The sequence below is a fragment of the Amycolatopsis thermoflava N1165 genome (assembly GCF_000473265.1).
Classification (GTDB): Bacteria; Actinomycetota; Actinomycetes; order Mycobacteriales; family Pseudonocardiaceae; genus Amycolatopsis_E; species Amycolatopsis_E thermoflava.
The window spans coordinates 1-24,312 of the sequence record NZ_KI421511.1 but is presented as its reverse complement, the minus strand read 5'-3'; the positions used below and the strand labels follow the sequence as shown (position 1 = coordinate 24,312).

Sequence of the window (24,312 nt, the reverse complement as noted above, 5' to 3'; positions counted from 1 at the left end):
CGGCAGCGCGATGGTGACGCGACGCGACCTGCGGCGGTGCCAGGCCCTGGTGGCCGGCCTGCCGCTGCCCCAGCCGTTCTCGGTGCCCGCGCTGGTGGACGCCCTCGCGGCGCGGCGCGGCCGCCCGATCCACGTGCGCACGCTGCCGCCCGGGTCCGGCGGGTCCGCGTGCGGGGCGTGGATCCGGCTGGCGACGGCGGACGTGATCTACGTCGAGGAGAAGACGAGCCGGGTGCACCGCGAGCACATCGTGCTGCACGAGATCGGCCACCTGCTGTGCGACCACACCGGCGCCGGTGGCGGGGCGCACCCGTTGGCGCGGGTGCTGCCGGACCTGTCGCCGGAGCTGATCGAGCGGCTGCTGACCCGCACCGGGTACACCACGGAGGAGGAACAGGAGGCGGAACTGGTCGCGAGCCTCATCCGGACCGCCGCGCAGGCCCGCGCGACCTGGACGACGACCGGAGCGCTCCGCGAGTTCGAAACGGCGCTCGGCCTGCGCGGGACGTGAGAGTGACCCGGGCGGCGGTTCTCCCGGACCGAGGGTGTGCTGTGCGAAGTCACGGGCGCAGCACGCGGCAGCAGCACGTCGGCCCCGCCTCACGGGCCGGCACTGCACGGAGCTGCCCGCGACCCTCAGCCCCGCGCCGGGGAGGCAGCCCGTGAACCCGGCACTCGTGCAGGGCGCCGGCACCGACCTCCTCGTCGCGGGCACCCTCCTCCTCTGGGCCGCGCTGCTGATCCGCGCCCCGGCCGCCCGGCGCTCGCCTCCGCGGCGGCGCATGCTCATCGCGATCGCCAGCCTCGCCACCTCGATCACGGTCGCCCTCGACCCGGTGACCGGCCTGGTCAACCGCGCGCTCCGGCTCGGCGACACGTGCGGCATCGTGGTCAACGTCTGGCGCGTGGTCAGCTCCGCGCTCATCCTCGACTTCGTCCTCGCCGCCGCCTCCCGCCGCCGTCCGCTGCTGGTCTACGGCTCGGCCGCCCTGGTGAGCGCCGCCCTGCTGCTGCTCAACACCGGCGCCACGGCCGCCTGCGTCACCCCGGCCGACAAACCGTGGTTCGACCTGTTCTGGCTGCTGCTCTGCCTCGCGCACGTGCTGGGCACCGGCCCCGCCGCGGTCGTGTGCGCCCGCTACGGCCGCCGCGCCACGACCCGCCCCCTGCGCGCCGGCCTGTACGTGCTCACCACCGGCTTCGCGTCCTCGACCGTGTTCTGGGGCCTGGTCGCGCCCGCCTACCTGGTCACGCGCTCACCGTGGGTGGCGGCGACGTTCCCGCTCAACGTCGCCATCACCGCGTGGGTGATGGCGCTCGGCACGGCCCTGCCGCAACTGCTGCGGCTGCACCGGTCCGTGAACGACCACCGCACCCTGCGCAGGCTGGAGCCGTTGTGGCGCCGGCTGGTCGCGGCCGTGCCGCAGGTCCACCTGCCGGAGAACGGCCGCTGGGCCAGCGACCTGCGGCTGTACCGCCGGGTCATCGAGATCCGCGACGCGGTCCTGGTCCTGCGGGACTACGTCGCCCCGGCCACGCTCGCCGCGGCCCGCGCCCACGCCGGCTCCGAAGCCCTCGCCACGGCCTGCTGGCTCCCGCTGGCGGAGGCGGCGAAACTACGCGGCACGCGCCCGCGCACGGCGACGCCGCCGGGCGATGACTGCTCGGGCGAGGAGTGGGCCGACGAGGTCGGGTTCGCGCTCACCCTCGCCGAGCACCAGGACTCCGCCCTGGTGCGGTCCTTCCGGCCGGGCGCCGAGCTCACTCAGCGGTAGTAGCCCTCCACCGGTACGCGCGCCTCCTCGAACAGGAACGGGCCCTCCTGCGGCACCGGCTTCGCCACGACGGGCGCGGTCGGCTCCTTCAGGCTCTCCAGCTGCTCACCGGACAACGCGAACACCACGCGTCCCAGCCCGGACCGCGCCAGCGCGCCCGTGCACATCCCGCACGGCTGGCAGCTGGTGTACATCGTGGTGCACGCCGCCGTCTCCGGGTCCAGCTCGCGCGCCGCCCAGCGAGCGAGTTTCTGCTCGGGGTGGGCGGAGATGTCCCGGTCGGTGATCGTCGTGTTGCGGTCCTCGGCGAGGATCCGCCCGTCGGGACCGACCAGCAGCGAGCCGAACGGCGGGTTGCCCGACGCGCGGGCCTCGCCGGCCAGCTCGATCGCGCGCCGCAGGTACTTGTCGTCGTCGGACATCAGCCCTCCAGATGGGCGCGGACGGTCGCCAGCGCCTGCCAGGCGGCCTGAGGCCGCAACGTCTCCGCCGGGTCACCACTGAACGGGTCGAGCACCACGGTCTCCGCGCCCAGCACCCGCAACTCTTCGATGTCGGCCACGATCTGCTCGATGGTGCCCTCACCGGCCAGCCGCTCCCCGGTGACCGGCCGGCTGGTCAGGCGCAGCACGATCCGCGGCACCAACGGGGGCACCGGCTGTCCCGCCTCGTCGGCCAAGGCCTTGAGCGTCCCGGTCGCCGACCGGAACCACTCGGGCGCGAACCGCAGCGGGTGCCAGGGCTCGCCCCGCCGCACCGCCCGCCGCATGGCCGCCGGGCTGTTCCCGCCGATCCACAACGGGATCTGCGCGGTGCGGTAACCGGGATCGGCCCACGCCTCGCGCAGCGCGTCGAGGTACTCGTCGGTCAGCGCGCCGCGCCGCTCGAACGGCACGCCCAGGGCCGCGAACTCCTGGCGCGCCCAGCCGACCCCGACGCCGAGCACCAGCCGCCCACCGCTGAGGGCGTTCAGGTTCGCGGCCATGCGCGCGGTCAGCAACGGGTGCCGGTAGGGCAGGACGAGCACCGTGGTGCCGAGCCGGATCCGCTCGGTCACGCCGGCCAGCCAGGACAACGTCGTGAACGGCTCGTAGAACGGCGCCGGGTACTGCTCGGCCACGTCCGCCGTGAGCGCCACGTGGTCGGACACCATCAGCAGGTCGTAACCCAGCCCTTCGACCGTCCGGCCCCAGTCGCGCAGCACCCCCGGATCCGTGCCGGGGCCGAAGTTCGGAACATTCACACCGATTCGCACGGCATCCAGGTTAGGCAGCGATCACCGGCCCGCACACCGATTCCTTCCGGTCTTCCCGGCCGTCTCCCGTGGATCTCCCGGTATTTTCGGCGTATGACCGAGACTCTCGATGCGACCGACTGGGCGATCCTCACCGAGCTGCAGCGGGACGGCCGCGTGCCGCTGACCGAGCTGGCCCGCCGGGTCAACCTCAGCGCCTCCGCGACGACCGAACGGGTCAAGCGGCTCGAAGCGTCAGGGGTGATCACCGGGTACCGCGCGGAGGTCGACCTCGGCAAGGTCGGGTACCCGGTGCTCGCCGTGGTGCGGCTGAAGTACCCGGGCAGCAGGCACGAGCCGCTGCACCGGCTGCTCGCCGAGCGCTGCGAGATCCTGGAGTGCCTGCGCACCACCGGCGACGACTGCTACACGCTGAAGGTCGCGGCCGCCTCGATGGAGCACCTGGAGGAGGTCGCGGACCAGCTGGCGCAGTTCGGCAGCACGACGACGAGCGTGGTGTACCGGCGGACGCTGCCCGCGCGCGGTCCCGCCGGCCCGCCGCCGGTCAGACCAGCGGCCGCCCCGAGCGCATCCGGCGGCGGAGGTCCCAGAGGTAGGCGTTGAACGGGAACTCCCGCAACGGCTTCGGCGACAGGCGCACCCCCAGCCCGACCGCCTTGAGCACCCGCTCGAACCGGCGCTGGTCGCGCGGCGTCCAGTCGAGCTTCATCTCCTCGCGGAAGCGGCTGGGGCAGGAACCCGGTGGTGACGAACCGGTTGACCGGCCCCAGCGTGCGGCTGACGAAGCCGGGCAGGAACTTCAGGTCGGCGATGTCGAGCAGGTGCTGCCGCACGGTGTCGTCGATCGAGATCTCGGCCAGCGCCTCGATCCAGTACTCCTCGAAGGCCTGCCGGTCGGCGGGCCACATGTCCTCCTTGACCTGCAGCGTCGTGCCCAGCCGCGCGGAGTTGCGGTAGATCTCCTCGGTCTGCTCGGGGGTCAGCGGCCCGATGAACGCCTCGTAGATGTCCTCGAACCCGCGGTACAGACACGCGGCGACCCACAGTTGCAGCTTCGGGTCGAAGGCGTTGTAGGACACCGGGCTGGACGGCGTCGAGCGGACCTGCGCGTGCGAGGCGTTCACAGCCTTGCGGTAGGCCTTGCGCTCCGCGTCGGTGCCCAGCGCGGCGACGGCCAGGTAGGTGACCGTGGTCCGGCTCCGCTTGACCGGGTGCTTGAACAGGTTCCCGCTGTCCACCCGGCTCTCGTACACGCCGTAGCCGACGGAGGGGTGCGCGAGCTGCATGATCACGTTCGCGGCCCCGGCCAGCAGGCCGGCCCCGATCATCGCGTCATCGAGGCGGGTGGCGGCAGCCTGGGCCATCGTTGGTCTCCAATTCTGCTCACGGGCGTTCGCAGATATTGGAGCGCCACCGGTGCGCACCTGTCAAGATGGGGGCATGGAATCGACATCGCTGCGCACCTACGGCGGCGTCGCCGGCGAGGACCGGCAGGCCGAGCGCCGCGCCCAGCTCGTCGAGGCCGGCCTGGAACTCCTCGGCGCGCGCGATGGCGACCGGAACCTGACCGTGCGGGGCGTGTGCCGCCAGGCCGGGCTGGCGGCGCGGTACTTCTACGAGAACTTCGCCGACCGGGACGCGCTGGCGGTCGCGGTGTACGACTCCGTGGTCGAGGGCATCGCGGCCAGAACCCTGGAGGCCGTCCAGTCCGCCCCCGGCGACGCGCGCGCCAAGACCCACGCCGGGCTGAGCCGCCTGGTGCGCACGATCGCCGAGGACCCGCGCAAGGGCTTCCTGCTCTTCTCCCCCAGCCTGGACAACACCGTGCTGGCCGAGCGGCGCGCCGCGTCCGCGCGGTGGTTCGCCGGACTGCTCGGGCTGCAGGCCCGCGAGTTCTACGGGATGCCCTCCACGGCGCGGCTGGACCTGCTGGCCGAGATGCTGGTCGGCGGGCTCTCCCAAGCGCTGACCTCCTGGCTGGACGGCAACCTCGAACTGTCCGAAGAGGACCTCGTGGAGCACTGCACCGAGGTCTTCCTCGCCGTGTCGAAGATCGCCTGAGAGCCATTACCTAACGATCGCTAATGGGCTATCGTCGGGACCGGACCACAGGAGGTGCCGCCGATGACCGCTGTCCGGATCGCGAACTTCTCGGGCTATCTCGGGGACCGCTACACGGCGATCGACGAGGCGATGAGCGGTGACCCGGTCGACGTCCTGATCGGCGACTACCTCGCCGAGGTCACCCTGGCCGCCCTCGCGACCGGCTACCGGCGGGACCCCGAACGCGGGTACGTCGAGTACTTCGTCGACCAGATCCGCCCGCACCTGGCGGCGATCGCGCGGCGCGGCGTGAAGGTCGTGACCAACGCGGGCGGTTTCCACCCAGCCGCGCTCGCGGAGAAGCTGCGCAAGGTCGCCGCCGACGAGGGTGTGGCGTTGCGGATCGCGCACGTGGAGGGCGACAACGTGTTGTCGCGGCTGGGCGAGTACGCCGACGCCGGGCACCGGCTGGAGAACCTGGACACCGGCGAGCCGCTGGCGTCCTGGGGGCACGAGCCGCTGGCCGCGAACGCCTACCTGGGCGGCTGGGGCATCGCGGCCGCGCTCGCCGAGGGCGCGGACATCGTGGTGTGCGGACGGGTCGCGGACGCGTCCCTGGTCACCGGACCCGCCGCGTGGTGGCACGGCTGGGCGATCGACGACTGGGACGCGCTCGCCGGCGCGGTCACCGCGGGCCACGTCATCGAGTGCGGTTCGCAGGCCGTGGGCGGCAACTTCTCCGGCTTCACCCGCATCCCGGACATGCTGGTGCCGGGTTTCCCGATCGCCGAGGTCGCCGCGGACGGCAGCAGCGTGATCACCAAGCACGCCGGGCACGGCGGCGCGGTCACCGTCGACACCGTGACGGCGCAACTGGTCTACGAGATCCAGGGCCCGCGCTACCTCAACCCGGACGTCACGGTGCACCTGGACACCGTGCGGCTGACCGCGGCGGGGCCGGACCGGGTCGCGGTCACCGGCGCCACCGGCTCCCCGCCCCCGCCGACGACGAAGGTCGCGGTGTTCGCCGCGATCGGCCACACGCTCGTCAACACGGTCTACGTCACCGCGCCGGACGTGGACGCGAAGGTCGCCCTGCTGCACGCCCAGATCACGCGGGACCTGCCCGAGGGTGTCGAGCTGGACATCACGCGCCTGGGCACCGCGGCCACCGACCCCGAGACGCAGTGGGACGCGACGGTCGCGTTGCGGGTGATGGCCGTCGCCGCGGCCCCGGAACCGCTGGCCAAGCTGAACCTGCCCGCGCGGCTGGGATCGCTGTACCTGCAGAGCATCCCGGGCTTCTACCACGACGGCGGCGCCGGGCTGACCGGCCGCAGCAGGCCCCGCATCGACTACTGGCCCGCGCTGCTGCCGATGTCGGAGGTGGCGCACCGCGTCGTCCTCGACGACGGCCGCACGCTGCCGATCGCCCCGCCGCCCTCGGCGCCGGTCCAGCCGCAGCCGGTGCACCCCGAACCCGCCGAGCGGCCGCTGCCGGACCGGGTCCGGAAGGCGCCGCTGGGCGCGGTCGCCTACGCCCGCAGCGGCGACAAGGGCGGCAACAGCAACGTCGGGGTGTGGGTGCCGGACGAGCGCACCTGGCCGTGGCTGCGGCAGGCGCTGTCCACGGCGGAGCTGCGGAAGCTGCTGCCCGAGGCGGCGGAACTGGACATCGTCCGGCACGAGTTCCCGCACCTGCGGGCCGTCCACTTCGTCCTGCGTGGCCTGCTCGGCACCGGCGGGTCCGCGAACCTGCGTGCCGACCAGGTCGGCAAGGCCGTCGGCGAGTACCTGCGCGCCAAGCACGTCCCGATCCCCGAGGAGCTGCTCGACGATGTCGCTCACTGACCGCATCACCGCCGCCGTGGCCGAGCCGGCCACGAGCGACGAGTTCGACCCGCACACCGAGCTGACCGAGGTGCTGGCCGGCATCGGGATGAGCCCGGCCGACACCGGCGGCGCGATCACGTTCCGCGGGACGGACCCGGTGGTGCCGAGCACGTTGCGGCTGGGCGGGTCGGCGGCGATCGCGCTGGCCGCGAAGTCCGCCGCGATCGCGAAGCTGTGGCGGCTGCGTGGCGGTGACGGGCAGGACATCGCGGTCGACCTGCGGGTGGCGCCGCACCGGCTGTGCCCGTTCTACGACCGGAAGTGGGAGCTGCTCAACGGTTATCCGGCGAGCACCCCGGCGAACCCGTCGCAGGCATTGGGTTTCCGCTTCTACCGCACCGCGGACGAGAAGTGGGTGATGCCGCTCAACCCCTACCCGAAGATCAAGCTGGCGGCGCAGAAACTGCTCGGCGTGCCCGACGACACGGAGGCGGTCGCCGCGGCGATCGCGAAGTGGCGGGGCCGGGACCTGGAGAACGCGGCGGTCACGGCGGGCGCGGTGCTGCCGATGCTGCGCACGCCCGCGGAACTGATGGCCGAGCCGCACTACCGCGAGGTGCTGGCGGACCTGCCGCTGGTGGAGATCACGAAGATCGGCGACAGCGCGCCGGAACCGCTCGGCCCGGTGGAGGATCCGCTGGCCGGGGTGCGGGCGCTCGGGATGGGGCACGTCATCGCGGGCGCCGGGGTGGGCCGGGCGCTCGCGCTGCACGGCGCGGACGTGCTGAACGTGTGGCGGCCCGACGAACTGGAGCACGACGTCACTTACATCACGGCGAACGTGGGGGTGCGGTCGGCGACGGTCAGCCCGTACGAGTCCGAGGGCGCCGGGCTGTTGCGGTCGCTGCTGCGGGAGGCGGATGTCTTCTACGCCAACCGGCGGCCGGGGTACCTGGCGAAGATCGGGTTCTCGGCGGAGGAGGCCGCGGCGCTGCGGCCCGGCATCATCCACGCGACCGCGTCGCTGAACGGGGAGCAAGGACCGTGGGCGGACCGCGTGGGCTTCGACCAGAGCGCGGGCAGCCTGGTCGGGATGATGCACCTGGAGGGCGACGGGGTGCGGCCGGCGCTGCCGCCGATCCTGGTGGTCAACGACTACATCGTGTCGTGGCTGCTGACGGCGGGGATCGTGGTGGCGCTGACGCGGCGCGCCCGGGACGGCGGCAGCTACCGGGTGCATGTGTCCCTGACGCGGGCCGCGCTGTGGATCCTGAGCCTGGGCGTGTTCGACAAGGCGTATGCGACGGAGACCGCGGGCCGCGGCGAGGAGCACGCGTACCTGGACCCGGAGACGTTCACCGCCGAGACGCCGCTCGGGCACTACCAGGGCGTCACCGAGCAGGTCCACATGTCGGCGACGCCAGGCCACTACCGGACGGTGCTGGTGCCGCGGGGTTCGTCACGCGCGGAGTGGCTGGGGTAGCACCACTGGTCGACATCGAACGAGGAGGAGGCCGGCGATGACCGGATACTGGCTGCGCCGGATCGAGCGGTGCGACCCCGAGCGGGACCACCAGGAGATCTACCGCATCTCCATCGGCTTCGAGTTTCCCTGGGACTACCAGCGGGCGCTGGAGTTCGCCCTGTTCCGCACGTATTGCGTGCCGAGCATATCGCGGCTGCTCGCCGCGACGGGCGAATTCGAGAAGCGGCCGCAGAAACGCTACGACGACACGGCTCTGCTGATGGCGGAGCTGGCCGAGAACGGGTACGACTCGCCGCGCGGGCGGGAGGCGCTCAGCACGGTCAACCGGATGCACGGCCGGTACCGCATCAGCAACGAGGACATGCTGTACGTGCTGTCGACGTTCGTCCACGACCCGATCGACTGGATCGACCAGTTCGGCTGGCGGCCGCTGCACGAGAACGAGCGGCAGGCCGCGTACTTCTACTTCCGAGAGGTCGGCAAGCGCATGGGGATCAAGGACATCCCCGGCGACTTCGATTCCTTTCGCAAGTTCAAGGATGCCTACGAAGAGGCGAACTTCGTGTACTCGGCGGACAACAACCGGATCGGCCGGTACACATTGGACCTGTTCTGCGCGTGGTACCCGAAACCGCTGCGGCCCGCGGTCGCCATGGGCGCCAAGAGCCTGCTCGACGACCGGATGCTGGCGGCGTTCGGGTTCCGGCCGAGCCCGGCGTGGGTGGGCCGCGCGGCGCGCGCCGGCCTGCACGCGCGATCGGCGGTGGTGCGGCTGCTCCCGCCACGACGGAAGTCGAAGCTGCTGAACTCGAAGGTGCGCAGCTACCCCGGCTACCCGAAGGGGTACTCGCCCTCGGACCTCGGCGCGCCGGAGCCGCCGGCCGGCATCGACCCAGCCCTGCTGCGGCGCCGATCTCGATAGCTCCGGGGAGCCCCTACGCGGGTTTCTACTGCGCCGGGCTGCGCTTCGCTACGCCCGGATGAGAAGTGCCCTCCCGAACCCGATCTTGCAGTGTTCGGTTGCCGGGACACCGCGTCAAGCCGGGAAAGCGTGGCTTGACCCGGTGGCTCGGCAACCGATTGGGCTGGGGATCGGGTTACGGGAGAGGGGTGGCTCGGGGGATTCGGGCTTTCGTTGCCGGGTGGCGGTTTCCTGGCTCGGCACGTCGCTCGGGTGGTTGCGGGACGGCGCGGCCGCACCCCTGTGGTCGCGCCGTCCCGGGTCTACTTCGTGGCCGCCTCGAAGAACCATGCGACCGTCAGCGCGCCCGGGTCCGTGACGCCCCGCGCGTGTTCGCCGACGTAGCTTGCCCGTCCGCGCTTCGCCAGCAAGGCCTCCGTCGAGCGGGCTCCGGCGTCGGCCGCGGCGGCGGCCTCCTTCAGCGCGGTTTCCACGTCGGCGCCCCGCTCGGCCGCGGCAGCCAGTGCTTCCGCCGCCGGCACCATCGCGTCGACCATCGTCTTGTGGCCCACCTCCGCGCCACCGAGTCGACGCACCGTCGCTTCCGCTTCGCCCGCGGCGCGCGCCAGGCTCCCCGCGGACACTTCGTCCCCAAGGCCCTTGGCGAACTCGCGGAACCACATGCCGAACAACGGACCGCTGGTGCCGCCCGTGTGCAGGAACGCGTTCGACACCGCGGTGAACACCTCCCCCGCGGTGCGCGGGTCGTCCGCGGCCAGGTTCGCCCGCACCTTCGCCAGCGCGGACCGGAGGTTGGTGCCGTAGTCGCCGTCACCGGCGCGCCGGTCCAGCTCCGTCAGCTCGGCGCCGCGGTCGTCGATGACGGCGGCGAACCGCTCGATCCAGGCACGAGTGTCCACAATGGTCTCCTTCACCAGGTCAGGGCCGGCGTGCGGACCGGCGCGTCCCACAGGGCCAGCAGTTCGTCGTCGGCGCGCAGCAGCGTGATCGAGCAGCCCCGCATGTCCAGCGCGGTCACGTACGAGCCCACCAGCGCGCGCCCGATGCGCACCCCCAGCCCGTCCAGGAACTCGCCCAGCTCGCGGTGCACCACCGACAACTCCAGACCGTGCGTCGCGCCGAGGCCGTTGACGATCGCGATCACCTCGTCACCCCGGTCCAGGCCGAGCGCGGCCACCAGCGGCTTCGTCAGATCGCCCACCAGCTCCCGTACCGGCGCATAGGGGCGCCGCCCGACGCCGTGCTCGCCGTGGATGCCGACCCCGAACTCGATCTCGCCGTCGGGCAGGTCGAACGACGGCCGGTCCTGCCCCGGCTGCGTGCACGCCTCCAGCGCCAGCGCCAGCGTGCGCGCCGACGACACGATCCGCTCCCCCAGCGCGGCCAGCTCGTCCAGCGACGCGCCGTTCTCCGCCGCCGCGCCGCAGATCTTCTCCACCGCGACGACCGCTGCGGTTCCACGACGGCCCGGCGCGCCGTCCTCCTGGCCGTCGGTGGCGAGATCGTCGTCGACCAGGACGGTGCGCGTCTCGATGCCGTCGTCCGCGGCCAGCTCGGCGGCGATGCGGAAGTTCAGCACGTCACCGGTGTAGTTCTTGACGATCAGCAGCACCCCGCGGCCCCGGTCGGCGGCGGCGATGGCGGCGCGGATCTGGAACGCGGTCGGGCTGGCGAACACCGCGCCCGGCACGGCGGCGTCCAGCATGCCGCTGCCGACGAAACCGGTGTGCAGCGGCTCGTGCCCGGAGCCACCGCCGGAGACCAGCGCGACCTTGTCCGCCTGCCGCGCGCGGACCACGTACGCCGGGTCCTCGTGGTAGCGGACGAGGTCCGGATGCGCACGCTGGAGCCCCTCCAGGGCCTCCCGCACGAAGTCGTCCGGATCGTTCACGAGCTGGCGTGCCGCCATGCCACCCCTCCGTCATCGTCGACTGTCATTCGACATTATCGAATGTCTTCCGAACATAGAACGGCGCGGGACTGTTGTAAAGTGCGGCTGGCAGGAGGGTGCGCCGATGATCCAGTCCGTCGACCGGGCGGTCCGCGTGCTCGGCGTGCTGCAGGCGGAACGGCGGCTGAGCCTGTCCGAGATCGCGGCCCGGCTGGGGCTGGCGCCGTCCACAGTGCACGGCATCATCAAGACCCTGCAGGCCCACGGCCTGGTGCTGCAGGACCGCGACTCCGCCCGTTACCGGCTCGGGCCCGCCGTGCTCAAGCTGGGCAACGTCTACCTCGACACCCTCGAACTGCGGTCCCGCGCGCTCACCTGGGCGGCCGAGCTGGCGCGCACGACCGGGTGCGCGGTGCGGACCGGGGTGCTGCTGCCGGGCGAGGTGATGATCGTGCACCACGAGCCGCGCCCGGACGGCTCCCGCCAGATGCCGGAGGTCGGGATCGTGATCCCGGCGCACGCCAGCGCGCTCGGCAAGGCGATGCTGGCGTGGTCGCCCGGCCTGGCGCCGGAGCCGCTGCGCAGCATGACCAGGGACACCATCACCGACCCGGCGGACCTGGCCGCACACCTGGAGCAGGTGCGCGGCGAGGCGCTGGCGACCGAGGTGGAGGAGGCGGTGATCGGCGAATGCTGCGTGGCCGCGCCGATCTTCGACGCCGGGCAGGACATCGCCGGGGCGATCGGCGTGGTGGTGCCGATGACCGACTGGCCGGCCGGACCCGCGGTACCCGGCGCGGTCCGCGAGGCGGCTCGCGCGATCTCCCGCGAACTGGGCGCGCCGTCCTGGCCGCCGGCGGGGTGACAGCGCCATGACCTGGACGGGCGAGCTGCTGCGGATCTTCACCGCCGAGACCGCCGGGGCCGCGATGGTGGAACTGGACGAGGCGGTCCTCGTCGCGGGCCACGGCATCGAGGGCGACCGGTACGCCACCGGCCGCGGCCTCTACTCCACGCGCCCGCACGAGGACCGGCAGGTCACTCTGATCGAGGAGGAGACGCTGGTCGCCCTCGCCCGGGACCACGACCTCACCCTCGAACCCGGGGAGACCCGCCGCAACCTGCTCACCCGCGACGTGCCGCTGAACCACTTGGTGGGCAAGCACTTCCGCGTGGGCGGCGCCGTGCTGTTCGGCGGACGGCTCAACGTGCCGTGCCGCTACCTGGAAAACCTGCTCGGGAAGCCGGTGTTCGCGCCGCTGGCCAACCGGTCGGGGCTCAACTGCCGCATCGTCACCGGCGGCACGATCCGGCCCGGCGACCGCATGGTGCCCGCATGATCGCGGCCCCGCCGGGTATCCGGCCGGCATGACGACCTCACCGTTCGAACCCGACCCGTACCTGGGCGAAGAGCGCATCGCCGCCGCGGATCCCGGTCCCGGCGCGCCCGAGCCGGCCCCCGGGTTCGGCCCCCGCGGCGGCAACGAGGAGGACGAGCACCGCGGCGAAACGGCGGACCAGGAGCGCGAAGACTCCTGATCCGCCGCTCACTAGACGGATCAGTACGGGCAGGTCGACCGGTACTCCTCGATCGCCAGGCCGCTCGGGTTCGGGCAGAGGAACTGGTCGTACCGCGTGTCGTTGTCGATGAACCGCTTGAACCACGAAATCATGTACTTCGCCATCGTGGTGTTGGACGTGTTCGGGAAGAAGTGCGACGCGTTGTTCAGCTCCATGTACGCCTTGTCCAGCGAGCTGGGCAGCGACGTGTAGAACGGTTCGGAGTGCGTGGCGACCGGCGCGACCGTGTCGGCCTCGCCGCCGATGATGAACGTCGGCACCTGCACACTGGAGAAGTTCTTCCGCAGGTTCCACGGCGCGAGCGGGACGGCCGCCTGCAGGCTGGGCCGTTCGTCGGCCGCCTCCAGCGTGCCGCCGCCGCCCATCGAGTGGCCCGCGACGCCGAGGCGGCTGCTGTCGATGCGGCTGGCCACCGAGCTCCGCTGAGTCAGGTAGTCCAGCGCGGCGAGCAGCTGGTCACCCCGGCTGGCCGGCTGGTCGTAGCGGGTGATCGTGTCGATGGTGAACACGACGAACCCCTGCGAGGCCAGGCGCGGCCCGATCCAGGCGATGCTGGTCTGGTCCGCCGTGTAGCCCGGCGAGATCGCGACCGCGCCGAAGGTGCCTTGGCTCGTGTCGGTCGGGTAGTAGATGGTGCCCCCGCCGAAGCCGCTGACCACCAGCGACGAAACCGTGGTCTGCGAGACCGCGAACGGGCCGCGGCTGGCCTCGATGCTCGACTCGGTGGGGTCGGGCCCGCGCTCGTACGGGTTGTCGGCGGCCTGGGCGGAGGCGGTCGCGGTGGCGGCGCCCGCGACCAGGGCCAGCGCCGTGACCAGCCGGGCCAGGTTTCTTGGTGAACGTCGCATGCGTTCGAACTCCCTTTCCGTGAGAGGGGAACCAGGGAACTCTGACAAAGGCCGCCAACCACGCGCATCGGTGAAATCACCAGTCAGCGGAAGCGGGCGGCCAGCTCCACGCGGGACCGGATGCCGAGCCGCGCGAAGATGTTGCGCAGGTGGTGGTCGACCGTGCGGTGGCTGATGATCAGCTGCGCCGCGATCTCCCGGTTCGTCGCGCCCTCCGCGACCAGCCGGGCGATCTGCAGTTGCTGCGGCGTCAGGTCGGCGGGCCGGGCGCAGCCGGGCACCGACTCCCCCGCCGCCCGCAGCTCGGCCGTCGTGCGCTCGGCCCAGCGCGGCGCGTCGTAGCGCTGGAAGATCTTCAGCGCGTCCCGCAGCAGCTCCCGCGCGGCCCGCGCCTTGCGGTTGCGGCGCAGCCGGTGCGCGTAGAACAACTCGGTCTTGGCCAGTTCCAGCGCGGTCTGGCTGGCGCGGTGCAGCTCGATCGCGGTCTCGAAGTGCTCGTCGGCGTCCGGGTCGCCGAGCAGCGCGCGGCAGCGGTGCGACAGGGCCATCCGGACGTCGCTGCCGGTGCTGCGCGCCCAGTCCTCGTAGGGGGCCAGCGCTTTGGCGGCCTTCACGGTCTGCCCGCAGCGCGCCGCGGCCTCGACGAAGTGCGGCGTCGCCATCGCCCGGATCCCCGGGTGCACCCGGCCGGTGCCGGCCGCCATCAGGCGGAACCGGTCCAGCGCGTCCTCCGGCCGGTCCTCGGCGAGGTCGACGCAGGCCGAGGCCCACGTGCTCAGCGCGCCGGGCCGTCCCAGCCCGCGGGTGGCGACCTCGTGCCCGGCCGCGTCCAGCCGGGCCTGCGCGGTCTCCCGGTCGCCGCGCAGCGACGCCTCCAGCGCGAGGATCGTCAGGTGGTCGACCGCCGAGTTCGGCTGGCCGATCGCGCGAGCCATCCGCAGCCCCTCCAGCGCGCTGGACAGCGCCGCCGAGTGCCGGTCGAGCAGCAGCTCCGACACCGCCACGTACACCAGCGCCCACGGCACGACCGCGGTGGTGCCGCGGCTGCCCGCCGAGGTCACCGCGCCGACGGCCAGTTCGTGCGCGCGGGCCGCGTCGCCGAGCGTGTAGGCGGCCTGGCTCGCCCAGATCTTCGCCACCGGCTCGTCCAGCACCCCGCCGAGCCCGACGACCCGGCGCAGGGGCGCGGCCGCACGGTCGTGCCGCCCGCGGAAGGCGTCGCTCATGCCGGCGAAGTGGTCCAGGATCAGCCGGGTGCGTGGCGAGTCGTCGGGGCGGCGCAGCTGCTGCGCGCGGTCGGCGATCGCGTAGTAGCGCACGTAGTCGCCGGCCAGGCAGCTCGCCTCGCCGGCCAGCATCAGCGCGGTGAGCGCGTGGTCGCGCTGGGAGCCGGCGAGCTGGTTCGCCGCGACGAGCAGTGTCTGACTGGCGACCGCGGGCATGCCCTCGCGCATTTCGAGGCTGCCCTGCAGCAGGTCGGCGACGCCGCGCACGGACGTGCCCCGCGCCAGCGGGCGGGCCTGGCGCAGCAGCGCCCGCGCCCGCCGGGGCCGCCCGGCCAGCCAGAACTCCGACGCCGACTCCAGCAGCTCGCCCGCCAGCCGCGGGTCGGCGCCGCCGGCGAGCGCGGCCCGGTGCCAGGTGCAGCGCAGCCGGTGCCGGTCCGGGTCCAGCACGGACAGCAGGAGTGTGTGGGTGGCGCGCCGGTCGGCCAGCGGCGCCTCCTCGCGGATCAGCGCCTGCAGCAGCGGGCCTGCGGTGAGGACGTGGTCGCCGTCCAGCCGGACGAACCCGGCCGCCCGGGCCTCCTCCAGCGCGCGGAGGTCCACACCGGACCGTTCCGTGGCGCGCACCAGGGTGTCCACGTCCAGCCGGTCGTCGAGCGCCGCCATCAGGGCGATCTCGCGGGCGCCCCGATCAAGGGCGGCGAGCCGCTCGCGGACCGCGCGGCGCAGGCGGCTGTGCGGCGGGATCCGTCCCTCGGCGGCCAGCTCGGTGAGGGCGAGCGGGTTGCCGGAGGCCAGGTCGAGCAGGTCCGGGACCGGTTCCGGGACGCCGTGGTCGGCGAGCACCTGCGCGCTGTCCTCCGCGCCGAGCGGTTCCAGCCACACCGCGGGAACTCCGTCGAGGGGCGTCCCGGCCGTGAACACCACGAGCACGCTCGCGCCGGACAGCCGGCGGGCCGCGAACGCCAGCGCGTCGCGTGATTCGGGGTCGAGCAGGTCGGCGTCGTCGACCAGGCACAACAGCGGCGCGGCGGCGGTCAGGGCCGCGTGCACGGCACGGCCGAGCGCGAGCGGTTCCGCGGGGAGGTCGGTCAGCTCCGGCAGGAGCTGGAGCAGGCCGCAGTGCGCGAGGTGGCGTTCGGCGGCCACGCCCCTGGCCTCGCGGACGCCGAACCCGGCGGCCTCGGCGCGGGCCGCCGCGAGCAGAGCGGTCCGGCCCGAGCCCGGCTCACCGAGCACGACGAGACCGCCGCCGCGGCCGTCCCTGGCCTCCCCGAGCGCGCGGCGGAGCACCGTCAGCTCACGATCGCGACCACGCAGAACCACCTGGTCAACGGCGCCCATGCCGTCATGGTGCCCCGCGTCCCCGGCCGTCCGTAAGGGACCGTCGTGGGGAACTCACGCGCTCGCCGCTTTTTGAGCCAGGAACACGCACGCGGATGACAAATTTTTCGGCGCCGCGAGGCTCAGGGAGCCAAGCCGCGGGCCGTCCGGCCACCACAGTTCTCCCAGGCCGGTCCGACACCACCCGTCGCTGACGTGAGCGCCGCCAGACGCACGGCGCGCGTGCCATCCGGCCACCCGGGCCAGCACTTCCCCGCCAGCCCGCCCGGCCACCCGCACGGGACAGCAACCCCCTAGGCCGGTCACCCGCGGACCGGTCCGGCGGGCCGCTACGGCTTGCGCCCCACCGCCCCGACGATGCACCGCGCCGCGAGGCTCAGTGGCGCCAGCCGCGGGCCGTCCGGCCACCACTCGTCGCAGACGGCGAGCCCGGGCTCGGACAGCGCGTTCGGCTTGATCAGCTCCAGGCCGTCGAGCATCGTCATGATCTCGGCGTGGGTGCGGAACCGCCCGGCGCCCATCGGGCCGTTGACGAGGATGTTCTCGATCCGCTTCGCCACCTCGGTCAGCTCCGGCACCTCCGGGTCGAAGAAGTGCGAGAACACCACATAGGAGCCGGAGGGCAGCGCGTCGATGTACGCGCGCATGATGTCGGCGGCGCCGTCGCCCTCGTAGTGGTGCAACGTGCCGACGTGCAGCAGCACCAGCGGCTCGCTGAAGTCGAGGTGGCGCCGCACGACCTCGTTGCCGAGCACCTCGGACGGCTCGAAGATGTCCGCCTCGGTCATGTGCACGAAGTCGTTCTCCTCGAGCAGCGCGCGGCCGTGTGCGAGGACCACCGGGTCGTTGTCGACGTAGACGACCATCGCCTCGGGGTTGGCGCGCTGCACGATCTGGTGCGTGTTCTCGGCGGTCGGCAGGCCGGAACCGCAGTCGAGGTACTGGGCCACGGTGGTCTGGCCGGCCAGGAAGCGGCAGGCGCGGTTGAGGAAACCGCGGTTGCCGCGGGCGATGTCCACCGCCTCCGGGACCGCTTCGTTGATCTTCCGCATCACCATGCGGTCGACCTCGTAGTGGTCCTTGCCGCCGAGGAATCCGTCGTAGATGCGGGCGATGCTCGGCCGGCTCGGGTCGACGCCGACCGGCACCTGGCTGGGCGAAGAAGCCATCACAACACCTTCTCGCGAGCTGGTGGGTGAACACACAGTAGTGCTCCGCGTTCGCCCCGTGGAACCGCCCTCACGCGACCGGCGTGGACTGGGCCAGCGCGTCGGTCAGGTTCGAGTACACCGGCAGCACCTGGTCCAGTCCGGCGAGCATCAGCGGCTGCAGCACGGTCCCGCTCGCCGCGACCACTCGCAGGGGCGTGTGGTTGCGGGTGCACCGGTCGTCGGAGTTGATCAGCAGCGTCAGCCCGCACCACCCGAAGAACTCGACGTCCCGCAGGTCGAGCACGACGGGTGCGGGCGGGGTCGCGACGGTCACCGCGGTACTGAGCTCCTCCTGGAGGTGCCCGAGCGAGCTGAAGTCCACCTCGCCGGCGACGTGCACCACGACAGCGGAACCACGGACCTCCCGTCGGGTGGTGAGCAGACCGTCGGCGGAGGTGCTTCGTGACATGCCGCTGCCCTCCCCTGCAGACGAGGCCCGGTGCGGTTGTCCTATCACGGGAGGTGCGGGGTGTCCACCGATTCAACAGCCCCGACCTGGCACTTCGTCCCCGTTGGCCTCGTCGCAGCGCTGTCGACAGCCGCGTTGCCCGCAGATTTCCGCCATATTTTCTCTTGACATGACGGTTTACTGCACCGACGATCGCCGGTATGCAGAATGACGTCAAGGTTGGCGAGCTGGACCGCCGGATCGTCGCCGCGTTGCAGCTCAACGGCCGGGCGTCGTGGGGCGCCGTGGCCAAGTACGCGGGCACCAGCGAGTCGACCGTCCTGCGCCGCGCCGCGCAGCTCACCGAGAGCGGGCAGCTGCGCGTCATCGGCGTCGTGGACGTGCTGCGCTGCGGGCTCGGCGTGCCGGTCCTGGTCCGGTTCCGCTGCCGTCCCGGCACCGCGGGCGCGGTCGCCGAGGCGATCGCGGCGCGCCCCGAGACCCGCTACGCCAGCGTCCTCACCGGCAGCGCCGACTGCACCGCCGAGCTGGTGCTGCCCACGCACTCCGACGTGGCACGGCTCCAGCTGGACGGCCTGCCCGGCGGCGGCGACGTCCTGGAGACCGAGACGCTCGCCGTGATGCGGACCTTCACGTCCAACCACGACTGGGACTCCGGCGTCCTCGGTCCGGACGCCGTCGCGGGCCTGCGTGGCGAGGACGTGCGGCCGTTCGAGGAACAGCTGTGGGAGCGGCCGCCGGAGAAGCTCGACGAGCTGGACCTGGCGATCATCGCGGCGCTCGGCGAGGACGGGCGGATGTCGTTCAAGGAGCTGTCCCGCCAGGTCGGCAGCAGCGAATCGACCGCGGCGCGGCGGGTGGACTCGCTGGTCAAACGAGGCTGCCTGCGCTTCCGCACCCTCGCCGAGCCGGGCATCCTCGGCTTCACCGTCGAGTTCATGCTGTGGCTGTCGGTGCTGCCCGGCCACCTCGACGCCGCCGGGCAGCAGCTGGCCGCCCACCCCGGCACGCGGTACCTGTCCGCCACGACCGGCCGGTTCAACCTGGTCGGCCAGGTCGTGCTGCGGCACTACGGCGAGCTGTACCGGCACACCACCGACGTCGTGGGCGCGTTGCCCGGGCTGCAGGCCGCCGACGTCACGCTCCAGGTGTCGACCCTCAAGCGCGCCTGGACCCCCACTCCCCGGACCATCCTGGAGGACGCGTGAACGACCAGCTCCACCCCTGGCAGTGGGACGAGCCCACCTGGCGCGGGCACGTCGGACGGGTGCGGGCCGGACGGCCCCTGCGGCCGTCGTCGTGGCCCGGCGGCGCGCGTGTGGCGGTCGCGCTGTCGTTCGACTCCGACCACGAGACACCCGCCCTGCGCGACGGCGAGGTGCTGCCCGGCAAGCTCGCGCAGGGCGAGTACGGCGCGCGCGTCGGCGTGCCGCGGATCCTGCGGTTGCTGGAGCGGTTCTCCGCGCCCGCGACGTTCTTCATGCCCGCGGTGTCGGCCCTGCTGCACGACGGCGAAGTGAAGTCCTATGTGGACGGCGGGCACGAGGTCGCACTGCACGGCTGGATCCACGAGCGCAACACGTCGCTGCCGCCGGAGGCCGAGCGTGACCTCGCCTTCCGCGCCGCGGACACGCTGGAGCGGCTGGCCGGCACCCGTCCGGTCGGCATCCGCACGCCGTCCTGGGACTTCTCGGCGGCCACGCTCGCCATCACCCGTGAGCTGGGGCTGGCCTACGACTCGTCGCTGATGGCCGACGACGACTGCTACGAGCTGCTGGCCGACGGCGAACAGACCGGGGTCGTCGAGCTGCCGGTGGAGTGGATCCGCGACGACGCGCCGTACTTCATGATGGAGCGCTTCGCGTCGCTGCGCCCGTACACGCCGCCGCGCGGCGTGCTGCCCATCTGGCGCGACGAGTTCGACGCCGCACACGCCGAGGGCGGACTGTTCCAGCTGACCCTGCACCCGCACATCATCGGCCACCGCTCGCGGATGGCCGTGCTGACCGAGCTGCTGGAGCACATCAGCGGCCACGACGTCTGGTTCGCCACCCACGCCCAGGTCGTCGCCCACGTCCTCGCCGAGCAGGAGGCACCGTGACCACCCACGCCGCGACCGTCCAGGAGCACCGGCTCTCGCCGGCCCAGCGCAAGGCGATCGTCGCCGGCGCGGTCGGCAACACCGTCGAATGGGTCGACTGGGCCGTGTACGCGACCTTCGCCCCGGTGTTCGCCAAGCAGTTCTTCACGCCGGGAAACGAAACCACCGCGCTGCTGTCCACTTTGGCCGTGTTCGCGGTCGGGTTCGTGATGCGGCCCATCGGCGGCGCGGTGCTCGGCGCCTACGCCGACCGGCACGGCCGCAAGAAGGGCCTGACGCTGACCATCTCGCTGATGGCAGGCGCGTCGCTGGTGATCGCGGCGTGCCCGACCTACTCGAAGATCGGGGTGCTCGCGCCGATCGTGCTGCTGCTGGCCCGGCTGGTGCAGGGCTTCTCCGCCGGTGGCGAGTTCGGGTCGTCCTCGGCGTTCCTCATCGAGTCCGCGGCGCGCGGGCGGCGCGCGTTCGCCGGGTCCTGGCAGCAGGTTTCGGTCGGCGCGGGAGCGCTGATCGCGTCCCTGATGGGAACCGTGCTGAACTCGACTCTGTCCGAAGCGCAGCTGCAGAGCTGGGGCTGGCGGGTGGCGTTCGGCGTCGCCGGGCTGCTCGGCCTGGTCGGGCTGTGGCTGCGCCGCTCGGTGCACGAGACGGAGGCGTTCACTCGCATCAAGGACCGGCCGCGTGGCAACCCGCTGGTGGCGATGTTCCGCGACCACCCGAAGGCCGCGCTGCGGGTCGCCGGCGTGACGATCGCCGGCACGCTCATCTACTACGTGTGGGTCACCTACATGCCGACCTACGCGCACCTGGCGACCGGCATCCCGTTGCGGCAGGCGCTGCTGGCGAACACGCTCGCGATCGTGGTGTTCCTGATCCTGCTGCCTTTCGGCGGGCTGCTGTCCGACCGGATCGGCCGCAAGCCGACGATGGCCGCGTTCGCCGCCGGGTTCCTGCTGTTCTCCTGGCCGGCGTTCCACTTCCTGGCGGCGGACTTCTGGACGTTGCTGCTCATCGAGATCGTCGGCATGGTGCTGATCGTCGGGTACTCGGCCAACTGCGCGGTGATCATGGCCGAGCAGTTCCCGCCCGAGGTGCGCACGACCGGCATCGGGTTGCCCTACGCGCTGGCGGTCGCCGTGTTCGGCGGCACCGCGCCGTACGTGACGACCTGGATGAACGCCGAGGGGTTCGGGCATCTGGTGTGGCTGTACGTGGCGATCGCCGCGGTGATCGGCCTGGCCGTCTACACGACGATGCCGGAGACGAAGGGTAAGGAGCTGTAGTGCGGCACGTGCTCGTCACCGGCGCCGCGAGCGGGATCGGCGCCGCGATCGCCGCCCGGTTCCGGGGTGACCGGCTGACTCTGGCCGATGTGGACGGTGACCGGCTGGCCGTGGTGGCTGCCGGACTGGGCGCCGAGTGCCGGGTCGGCGACCTGGCCGACGCCCGGTTCGCGGAGTCGCTTGTGGACTCCGACGTCGATGTGCTGGTCAACGCCGCCGGGATCTACCCGGCGACGCCGCTGCTGGAGATGACGGCCGCGGCGTGGGACCGGGTGCAGGACGTCAACGTGCGCGCCGCGATGCTCACGACCGTCGCGTTCGGACGGAGGTGTGTCGCGGCCGGACGCTCCGGCGTGGTGGTGAACATCTCGTCGGGCGCGGCCACGCGAGCCCGTCCAGGCGCGGCCCACTACGCGACGTCCAAGGCGGCGCTGGAGATGCTGACCAAGGCGTGTGCGGTCGAGCTGGGCCCGCACGGCATCCGGGTCAACGCGGTCAGCCCGGGGTTCGTGACCGTGGACAGCGCGGCGAACCCGGTCACCGAGGAGTACGCGGCCGCCGTGTCGGTCAACCCGCTCGGGCGGCGCGGCCGGCCGGCCGACATCGCCGAGGCGGTGCACTGGCTGGCCGGTGAGCAGGCCGCGTGGATCACTGGGGCGGTGCTGCGCGTGGACGGCGGGTCGACCGCCGGCGCTCCCGGGCTGCCGTTGCACTGGGACGGCGCGACCGCCGTCCAGGAGGGGAGTTCGCATGTCTGAGCCGTACACGGTCGTCGGCGGCGGGGCGATCGGCGGCACGCTGGCGTTCCACCTGGCGCGGGCCGGGCACCCGGTGCGGATCGTCGACACCGACGCCGCGCACGTCGCCGCGATCCGGCGCCGCGGGCTGGTGCTGCGGGGTCCCGGCGGTGACGCGAGCGTGCCGGTGGAGGCGTGTTCACCCGAGGAGGCACCTGCGGTTGTGGGCCGGGTGCTGCTGGCGGTGAAGGCGCAGGCGACCGAGCAGGTCCTGCCGTGGCTCGCGCCGCGGCTGGCGCCGGACGGTTTCGTGGTGTCGTTGCAGAACGGGCTGAACGAGCAGGCGATCGCGGCGGCGGTGGGCGCCGAGCGGACGGTGGGAGCGTTCGTGAACCTGTTCGCCGACGTGGTCGAGCCCGGCGTGGTCCAGGACGGCGGCGCGGGCGCGCTGGTGGTGGGTGAGCCGGACGGGCGGATCACGCCGCGGGTCGAGCGGATCGTGGCCGACCTGCAGGCCTGGGGCCCGGCGAAGGCGACCGCGAACGTCGAGGGGTTCCTGTGGTCGAAGCTGGGTTTCGGGGCGATGCTGACCACGACGGCGCTGGCCGACGCGCCGATGGCGGACCTGATCGACCGGCACCGCCCGCTGATGCACGCGATCACGGCGGAGGTGCTGGCCGCCGCTGGTGACCGGGTGCTGGAGCCGTTCGACCAGTTCGACCCGGGCGCGTACCTTCCGTCCGCGTCGTCCGCGGAACGGGAAGCGGCGACGGACCGGCTGGTGGCGTGGCTGCGGACCCAGCCGAAGGACCGCAGCGGCATCTGGCGGGACATCGCGGTGCGGCGGCGGCCGGTCGAGGTGCACCACCACTACCGGCCGGTGCTGGCGCTCGGTGGGGTGCCGCTGCTGGCGGCGGTGCTCGCCCTCTTGCGGGACGTCGAGAGCGGACGCAGGCTGATGTCGGAAGATCACCTGAGCGAACTGGAGCGGATGCTGTGACCGATGTCCGGGCGTTGCACGAGTGGGTGCGGGCGCACCGCGAGGAGATGGTCGACGACCTGGGCCGGTACACCGGGCTGGAGACGCCGAGCACCGACCGGCTGTTGCTGGAGGCCGGGCTGTCCTGGCTGGACGGCTGGCTGCGCGCGCGGCTCGGCGAGCCGGAGTCGGTGGGCGTGACCGAGGGCGGCGAGTTCGGCGACGTCCGGGTATACGACTACGCGGGGTCGGATGCCACGCCGGTTCTGTTGCTGTGCCACTACGACACGGTGTGGCCACAAGGGACACTCGACGGGTGGCCGTTCACAGTGGACGGTGACATCGCGACGGGGCCGGGTGTGTTCGACATGAAGGCCGGGCTGGTGCAGGCGGTGTGGGCGTTGCGGGCGCTGGAGGCGGCGGGGCTGCCGCGGCCGCCGGTGCGGCTGGTGCTCAACGGCGACGAGGAGATCGGCAGCCCGGTGTCGCGGCCGGTGATCGAGAAGTCGGCGGCCGGCGTGCAGGCGGCGCTGGTGTTCGAGGCCGCGGCCGACGGGGCTGTGAAGACCGCGCGGAAGGGGGTCGGCATATATCGGGTGTCCGCGACCGGGGTGGAGGCGCACGCGGGGCTCGACCCGGGCAAGGGCGCGAGCGCGGTGGACGAGATCGCGCGGGTGGTGCTGGCGCTGCACGGGCTGACGGATCTGGCGGCCGGGACGACGGTGAACGTCGGCGTGGTCGGCGGCGGTTCGCGGGGGAACGTGATCGCGGGCTCCGCCTGGGGCGAGGTGGACGTGCGCGTGTCGAGCGCGGCCGAGGCGGCGCGGATCGAGGAAGCGCTGGCCGGGCTGACGGCGGCCGACCCCCGCGCGACGGTGACCGTGGAGGGCGGCTGGAACCGCCCGGTGATGGAACGGTCGGCCGGGATCGCGGCGTTGTTCTCGCGGGCGCGGGACCTGGCCGCGGAAATGGGGGTGACGCTGCGGGAATGCGCGGTGGGCGGCGCCAGCGACGGCAACTTCGTGGCCGCACTGGGCGTCCCGGTGCTCGACGGTTTCGGCGCCACCGGCGACGGCGCCCACGCACGCCACGAACACGTCTCGGTGAGCGGCATGGTGGAACGGAGCGCCCTCGCCGCCGCGGTGCTCACCTCACTGGCCTGAGGCTGTTCGCGCCTTGCCGCGGGCGGCGGGCGGCCGGCCGCGGGCGGCGGGCGGCGGGCCGGTGCCGACGGGCCGCTGGCGGCGGGCCGGTGCCGACGGGCCGCTGGCCGCTGGCCGCTGGCGGCGGGCGGCGGGCGGCGGGCGGCGGGCCGGTTCCGACGGGCCGCTGCCGCTGGCGGCGGGCGGCCCGCTGGCCGGGAGGCGACTTCTTCCCCTGCTGAGGGG

Annotated in this window: 25 protein-coding genes and 1 pseudogene; 17 read left to right on the top strand and 9 right to left on the bottom strand. The window is 72.9% G+C overall.

The genetic code is table 11. The features are described 5' to 3' along the window. Nucleotides 1-10 precede the first annotated feature (10 nt). Complete coding sequence (locus tag AMYTH_RS0100120; RefSeq protein WP_027928579.1) at nt 11-511, top strand: hypothetical protein; 501 nt, start codon at nt 11-13, stop codon at nt 509-511. Nucleotides 512-662: 151 nt separating this feature from the next. Beyond that, nucleotides 663-1,775: an MAB_1171c family putative transporter gene (locus tag AMYTH_RS0100115; protein ID WP_027928578.1), complete on the top strand. Its 1,113-nt coding sequence runs from the start codon at nt 663-665 to the stop codon at nt 1,773-1,775. Here the strand turns inward: AMYTH_RS0100115 and AMYTH_RS0100110 are convergent. Beyond that, on the bottom strand, nt 1,766-2,197 hold the full coding sequence (locus AMYTH_RS0100110) for a nucleoside deaminase (protein ID WP_027928577.1): 432 nt from the start codon (nt 2,195-2,197) through the stop codon (nt 1,766-1,768). The two genes, AMYTH_RS0100115 and AMYTH_RS0100110, sit on opposite strands and share 10 nt — an antisense overlap. After that, a complete protein-coding gene (locus AMYTH_RS0100105) occupies nt 2,197-3,030 on the bottom strand; it encodes an LLM class flavin-dependent oxidoreductase (RefSeq protein ID WP_027928576.1) in 834 nt (277 codons plus the stop codon). Before AMYTH_RS0100105 ends, AMYTH_RS0100110 begins: the two co-directional genes overlap by 1 nt. A gap of 93 nt (nt 3,031-3,123) precedes the next feature. Here AMYTH_RS0100105 and AMYTH_RS0100100 point away from each other — a divergent pair, with 93 nt between their 5' ends. Next, the gene (locus AMYTH_RS0100100) at nt 3,124-3,633 is read left to right on the top strand and encodes an Lrp/AsnC family transcriptional regulator (protein WP_027928575.1); all 510 of its coding nucleotides are present in this window, start codon (nt 3,124-3,126) and stop codon (nt 3,631-3,633) included. On the opposite strand, the pseudogene AMYTH_RS43325 reads toward AMYTH_RS0100100, so the two are convergent. Beyond that, nucleotides 3,575-4,394, bottom strand: a pseudogene (locus AMYTH_RS43325) (oxygenase MpaB family protein). The gene AMYTH_RS0100100 and the pseudogene AMYTH_RS43325 overlap by 59 nt on opposite strands. A gap of 76 nt (nt 4,395-4,470) precedes the next feature. Between AMYTH_RS43325 and AMYTH_RS0100090 the strand changes: the two are divergent. From AMYTH_RS0100090 to AMYTH_RS0100075, 4 genes are all read left to right on the top strand, one after another. Beyond that, nucleotides 4,471-5,091: a TetR/AcrR family transcriptional regulator gene (locus AMYTH_RS0100090; protein ID WP_027928574.1), complete on the top strand. Its 621-nt coding sequence runs from the start codon at nt 4,471-4,473 to the stop codon at nt 5,089-5,091. Nucleotides 5,092-5,154: 63 nt separating this feature from the next. Then, the gene (locus AMYTH_RS0100085; protein WP_027928573.1) at nt 5,155-6,924 is read left to right on the top strand and encodes an acyclic terpene utilization AtuA family protein; all 1,770 of its coding nucleotides are present in this window, start codon (nt 5,155-5,157) and stop codon (nt 6,922-6,924) included. Continuing rightward, nucleotides 6,911-8,389, top strand: coding sequence for a CoA transferase (locus AMYTH_RS0100080; protein WP_027928572.1), 1,479 nt, complete (start codon nt 6,911-6,913; stop codon nt 8,387-8,389). The genes AMYTH_RS0100085 and AMYTH_RS0100080 overlap by 14 nt, the downstream gene beginning before the upstream one ends. 37 nt (nt 8,390-8,426) lie before the next feature. Then, nucleotides 8,427-9,314: an oxygenase MpaB family protein gene (locus AMYTH_RS0100075; RefSeq protein ID WP_027928571.1), complete on the top strand. Its 888-nt coding sequence runs from the start codon at nt 8,427-8,429 to the stop codon at nt 9,312-9,314. Between the two features lie 302 nt (nt 9,315-9,616). Here AMYTH_RS0100075 and dhaL read toward each other — a convergent pair whose 3' ends face one another. Beyond that, complete coding sequence (gene dhaL / locus AMYTH_RS0100070; protein ID WP_084022801.1) at nt 9,617-10,213, bottom strand: dihydroxyacetone kinase subunit DhaL; 597 nt, start codon at nt 10,211-10,213, stop codon at nt 9,617-9,619. 11 nt (nt 10,214-10,224) lie between these two features. Beyond that, a complete protein-coding gene (locus tag AMYTH_RS0100065) occupies nt 10,225-11,223 on the bottom strand; it encodes a dihydroxyacetone kinase subunit DhaK (protein WP_027928569.1) in 999 nt (332 codons plus the stop codon). Nucleotides 11,224-11,329: 106 nt separating this feature from the next. Here AMYTH_RS0100065 and AMYTH_RS0100060 point away from each other — a divergent pair, with 106 nt between their 5' ends. The 3 genes from AMYTH_RS0100060 to AMYTH_RS49405 are packed head-to-tail and all read left to right on the top strand — an operon-like array spanning nt 11,330 to nt 12,744. Then, on the top strand, nt 11,330-12,070 hold the full coding sequence (locus AMYTH_RS0100060; RefSeq protein ID WP_027928568.1) for an IclR family transcriptional regulator: 741 nt from the start codon (nt 11,330-11,332) through the stop codon (nt 12,068-12,070). A gap of 7 nt (nt 12,071-12,077) precedes the next feature. Further along, nucleotides 12,078-12,545, top strand: a complete 468-nt coding sequence (locus AMYTH_RS0100055) for an MOSC domain-containing protein (protein WP_027928567.1) — start codon at nt 12,078-12,080, stop codon at nt 12,543-12,545. Nucleotides 12,546-12,573: 28 nt separating this feature from the next. After that, complete coding sequence (locus AMYTH_RS49405) at nt 12,574-12,744, top strand: hypothetical protein (RefSeq protein ID WP_167344559.1); 171 nt, start codon at nt 12,574-12,576, stop codon at nt 12,742-12,744. A gap of 20 nt (nt 12,745-12,764) precedes the next feature. Here the strand turns inward: AMYTH_RS49405 and bdeA are convergent, their stop codons facing one another. From bdeA to AMYTH_RS0100030, 4 genes are all read right to left on the bottom strand, one after another. Beyond that, nucleotides 12,765-13,634, bottom strand: a complete 870-nt coding sequence (gene bdeA / locus AMYTH_RS0100045; RefSeq protein ID WP_027928566.1) for a bis(hydroxyethyl) terephthalate hydrolase — start codon at nt 13,632-13,634, stop codon at nt 12,765-12,767. 83 nt (nt 13,635-13,717) lie between these two features. Further along, nucleotides 13,718-16,204, bottom strand: coding sequence for a LuxR family transcriptional regulator (locus tag AMYTH_RS0100040; protein ID WP_027928565.1), 2,487 nt, complete (start codon nt 16,202-16,204; stop codon nt 13,718-13,720). Between the two features lie 329 nt (nt 16,205-16,533). Then, nucleotides 16,534-17,373, bottom strand: coding sequence for an SAM-dependent methyltransferase (locus AMYTH_RS0100035; protein WP_027928564.1), 840 nt, complete (start codon nt 17,371-17,373; stop codon nt 16,534-16,536). Nucleotides 17,374-17,443: 70 nt separating this feature from the next. After that, entirely contained in the window at nt 17,444-17,824 is a 381-nt protein-coding gene (locus AMYTH_RS0100030) for an STAS domain-containing protein (RefSeq protein WP_027928563.1), read from the bottom strand. 200 nt (nt 17,825-18,024) lie between these two features. On the opposite strand from AMYTH_RS0100030, the gene AMYTH_RS0100025 reads away from it, so the two are divergent. The 7 genes from AMYTH_RS0100025 to AMYTH_RS49785 all read left to right on the top strand — a co-directional run. Further along, complete coding sequence (locus AMYTH_RS0100025) at nt 18,025-19,032, top strand: Lrp/AsnC family transcriptional regulator (RefSeq protein ID WP_027928562.1); 1,008 nt, start codon at nt 18,025-18,027, stop codon at nt 19,030-19,032. Next, a complete protein-coding gene (locus tag AMYTH_RS0100020; protein WP_027928561.1) occupies nt 19,029-19,925 on the top strand; it encodes a polysaccharide deacetylase family protein in 897 nt (298 codons plus the stop codon). Before AMYTH_RS0100025 ends, AMYTH_RS0100020 begins: the two co-directional genes overlap by 4 nt. Continuing rightward, the gene (locus AMYTH_RS0100015) at nt 19,922-21,208 is read left to right on the top strand and encodes an MFS transporter (RefSeq protein WP_027928560.1); all 1,287 of its coding nucleotides are present in this window, start codon (nt 19,922-19,924) and stop codon (nt 21,206-21,208) included. The genes AMYTH_RS0100020 and AMYTH_RS0100015 overlap by 4 nt, the downstream gene beginning before the upstream one ends. Then, on the top strand, nt 21,208-21,966 hold the full coding sequence (locus AMYTH_RS0100010) for an SDR family NAD(P)-dependent oxidoreductase (protein WP_027928559.1): 759 nt from the start codon (nt 21,208-21,210) through the stop codon (nt 21,964-21,966). The genes AMYTH_RS0100015 and AMYTH_RS0100010 overlap by 1 nt, the downstream gene beginning before the upstream one ends. Continuing rightward, entirely contained in the window at nt 21,959-22,945 is a 987-nt protein-coding gene (locus AMYTH_RS49795) for a ketopantoate reductase family protein (protein ID WP_037322064.1), read from the top strand. Before AMYTH_RS0100010 ends, AMYTH_RS49795 begins: the two co-directional genes overlap by 8 nt. Beyond that, nucleotides 22,942-24,087, top strand: coding sequence for a M20/M25/M40 family metallo-hydrolase (locus tag AMYTH_RS49790; protein WP_037322062.1), 1,146 nt, complete (start codon nt 22,942-22,944; stop codon nt 24,085-24,087). The genes AMYTH_RS49795 and AMYTH_RS49790 overlap by 4 nt, the downstream gene beginning before the upstream one ends. A gap of 13 nt (nt 24,088-24,100) precedes the next feature. After that, nucleotides 24,101-24,312 (top strand): hypothetical protein (locus AMYTH_RS49785; RefSeq protein WP_209440720.1); only part of this gene is annotated, 212 nt, incomplete at its 3' end.

What these genes read in the sequence shown, in the direction of transcription:
- AMYTH_RS0100120 (WP_027928579.1), top strand. Translation starts at nt 11, where the DNA reads ATGGTGACGCGACGCGACCTGCGGCGGTGCCAGGCCCTGGTGGCCGGC.
- AMYTH_RS0100110 (WP_027928577.1), bottom strand. Translation starts at nt 2,197, where the DNA reads ATGTCCGACGACGACAAGTACCTGCGGCGCGCGATCGAGCTGGCCGGC.
- AMYTH_RS0100100 (WP_027928575.1), top strand. Translation starts at nt 3,124, where the DNA reads ATGACCGAGACTCTCGATGCGACCGACTGGGCGATCCTCACCGAGCTG.
- AMYTH_RS0100090 (WP_027928574.1), top strand. Translation starts at nt 4,471, where the DNA reads ATGGAATCGACATCGCTGCGCACCTACGGCGGCGTCGCCGGCGAGGAC.
- AMYTH_RS0100085 (WP_027928573.1), top strand. Translation starts at nt 5,155, where the DNA reads ATGACCGCTGTCCGGATCGCGAACTTCTCGGGCTATCTCGGGGACCGC.
- AMYTH_RS0100080 (WP_027928572.1), top strand. Translation starts at nt 6,911, where the DNA reads ATGTCGCTCACTGACCGCATCACCGCCGCCGTGGCCGAGCCGGCCACG.
- AMYTH_RS0100075 (WP_027928571.1), top strand. Translation starts at nt 8,427, where the DNA reads ATGACCGGATACTGGCTGCGCCGGATCGAGCGGTGCGACCCCGAGCGG.
- AMYTH_RS0100065 (WP_027928569.1), bottom strand. Translation starts at nt 11,223, where the DNA reads ATGGCGGCACGCCAGCTCGTGAACGATCCGGACGACTTCGTGCGGGAG.
- AMYTH_RS0100060 (WP_027928568.1), top strand. Translation starts at nt 11,330, where the DNA reads ATGATCCAGTCCGTCGACCGGGCGGTCCGCGTGCTCGGCGTGCTGCAG.
- AMYTH_RS0100055 (WP_027928567.1), top strand. Translation starts at nt 12,078, where the DNA reads ATGACCTGGACGGGCGAGCTGCTGCGGATCTTCACCGCCGAGACCGCC.
- AMYTH_RS49405 (WP_167344559.1), top strand. Translation starts at nt 12,574, where the DNA reads ATGACGACCTCACCGTTCGAACCCGACCCGTACCTGGGCGAAGAGCGC.
- bdeA (WP_027928566.1), bottom strand. Translation starts at nt 13,634, where the DNA reads ATGCGACGTTCACCAAGAAACCTGGCCCGGCTGGTCACGGCGCTGGCC.
- AMYTH_RS0100040 (WP_027928565.1), bottom strand. Translation starts at nt 16,204, where the DNA reads ATGGGCGCCGTTGACCAGGTGGTTCTGCGTGGTCGCGATCGTGAGCTG.
- AMYTH_RS0100035 (WP_027928564.1), bottom strand. Translation starts at nt 17,373, where the DNA reads ATGGCTTCTTCGCCCAGCCAGGTGCCGGTCGGCGTCGACCCGAGCCGG.
- AMYTH_RS0100030 (WP_027928563.1), bottom strand. Translation starts at nt 17,824, where the DNA reads ATGTCACGAAGCACCTCCGCCGACGGTCTGCTCACCACCCGACGGGAG.
- AMYTH_RS0100025 (WP_027928562.1), top strand. Translation starts at nt 18,025, where the DNA reads ATGCAGAATGACGTCAAGGTTGGCGAGCTGGACCGCCGGATCGTCGCC.
- AMYTH_RS49795 (WP_037322064.1), top strand. Translation starts at nt 21,959, where the DNA reads ATGTCTGAGCCGTACACGGTCGTCGGCGGCGGGGCGATCGGCGGCACG.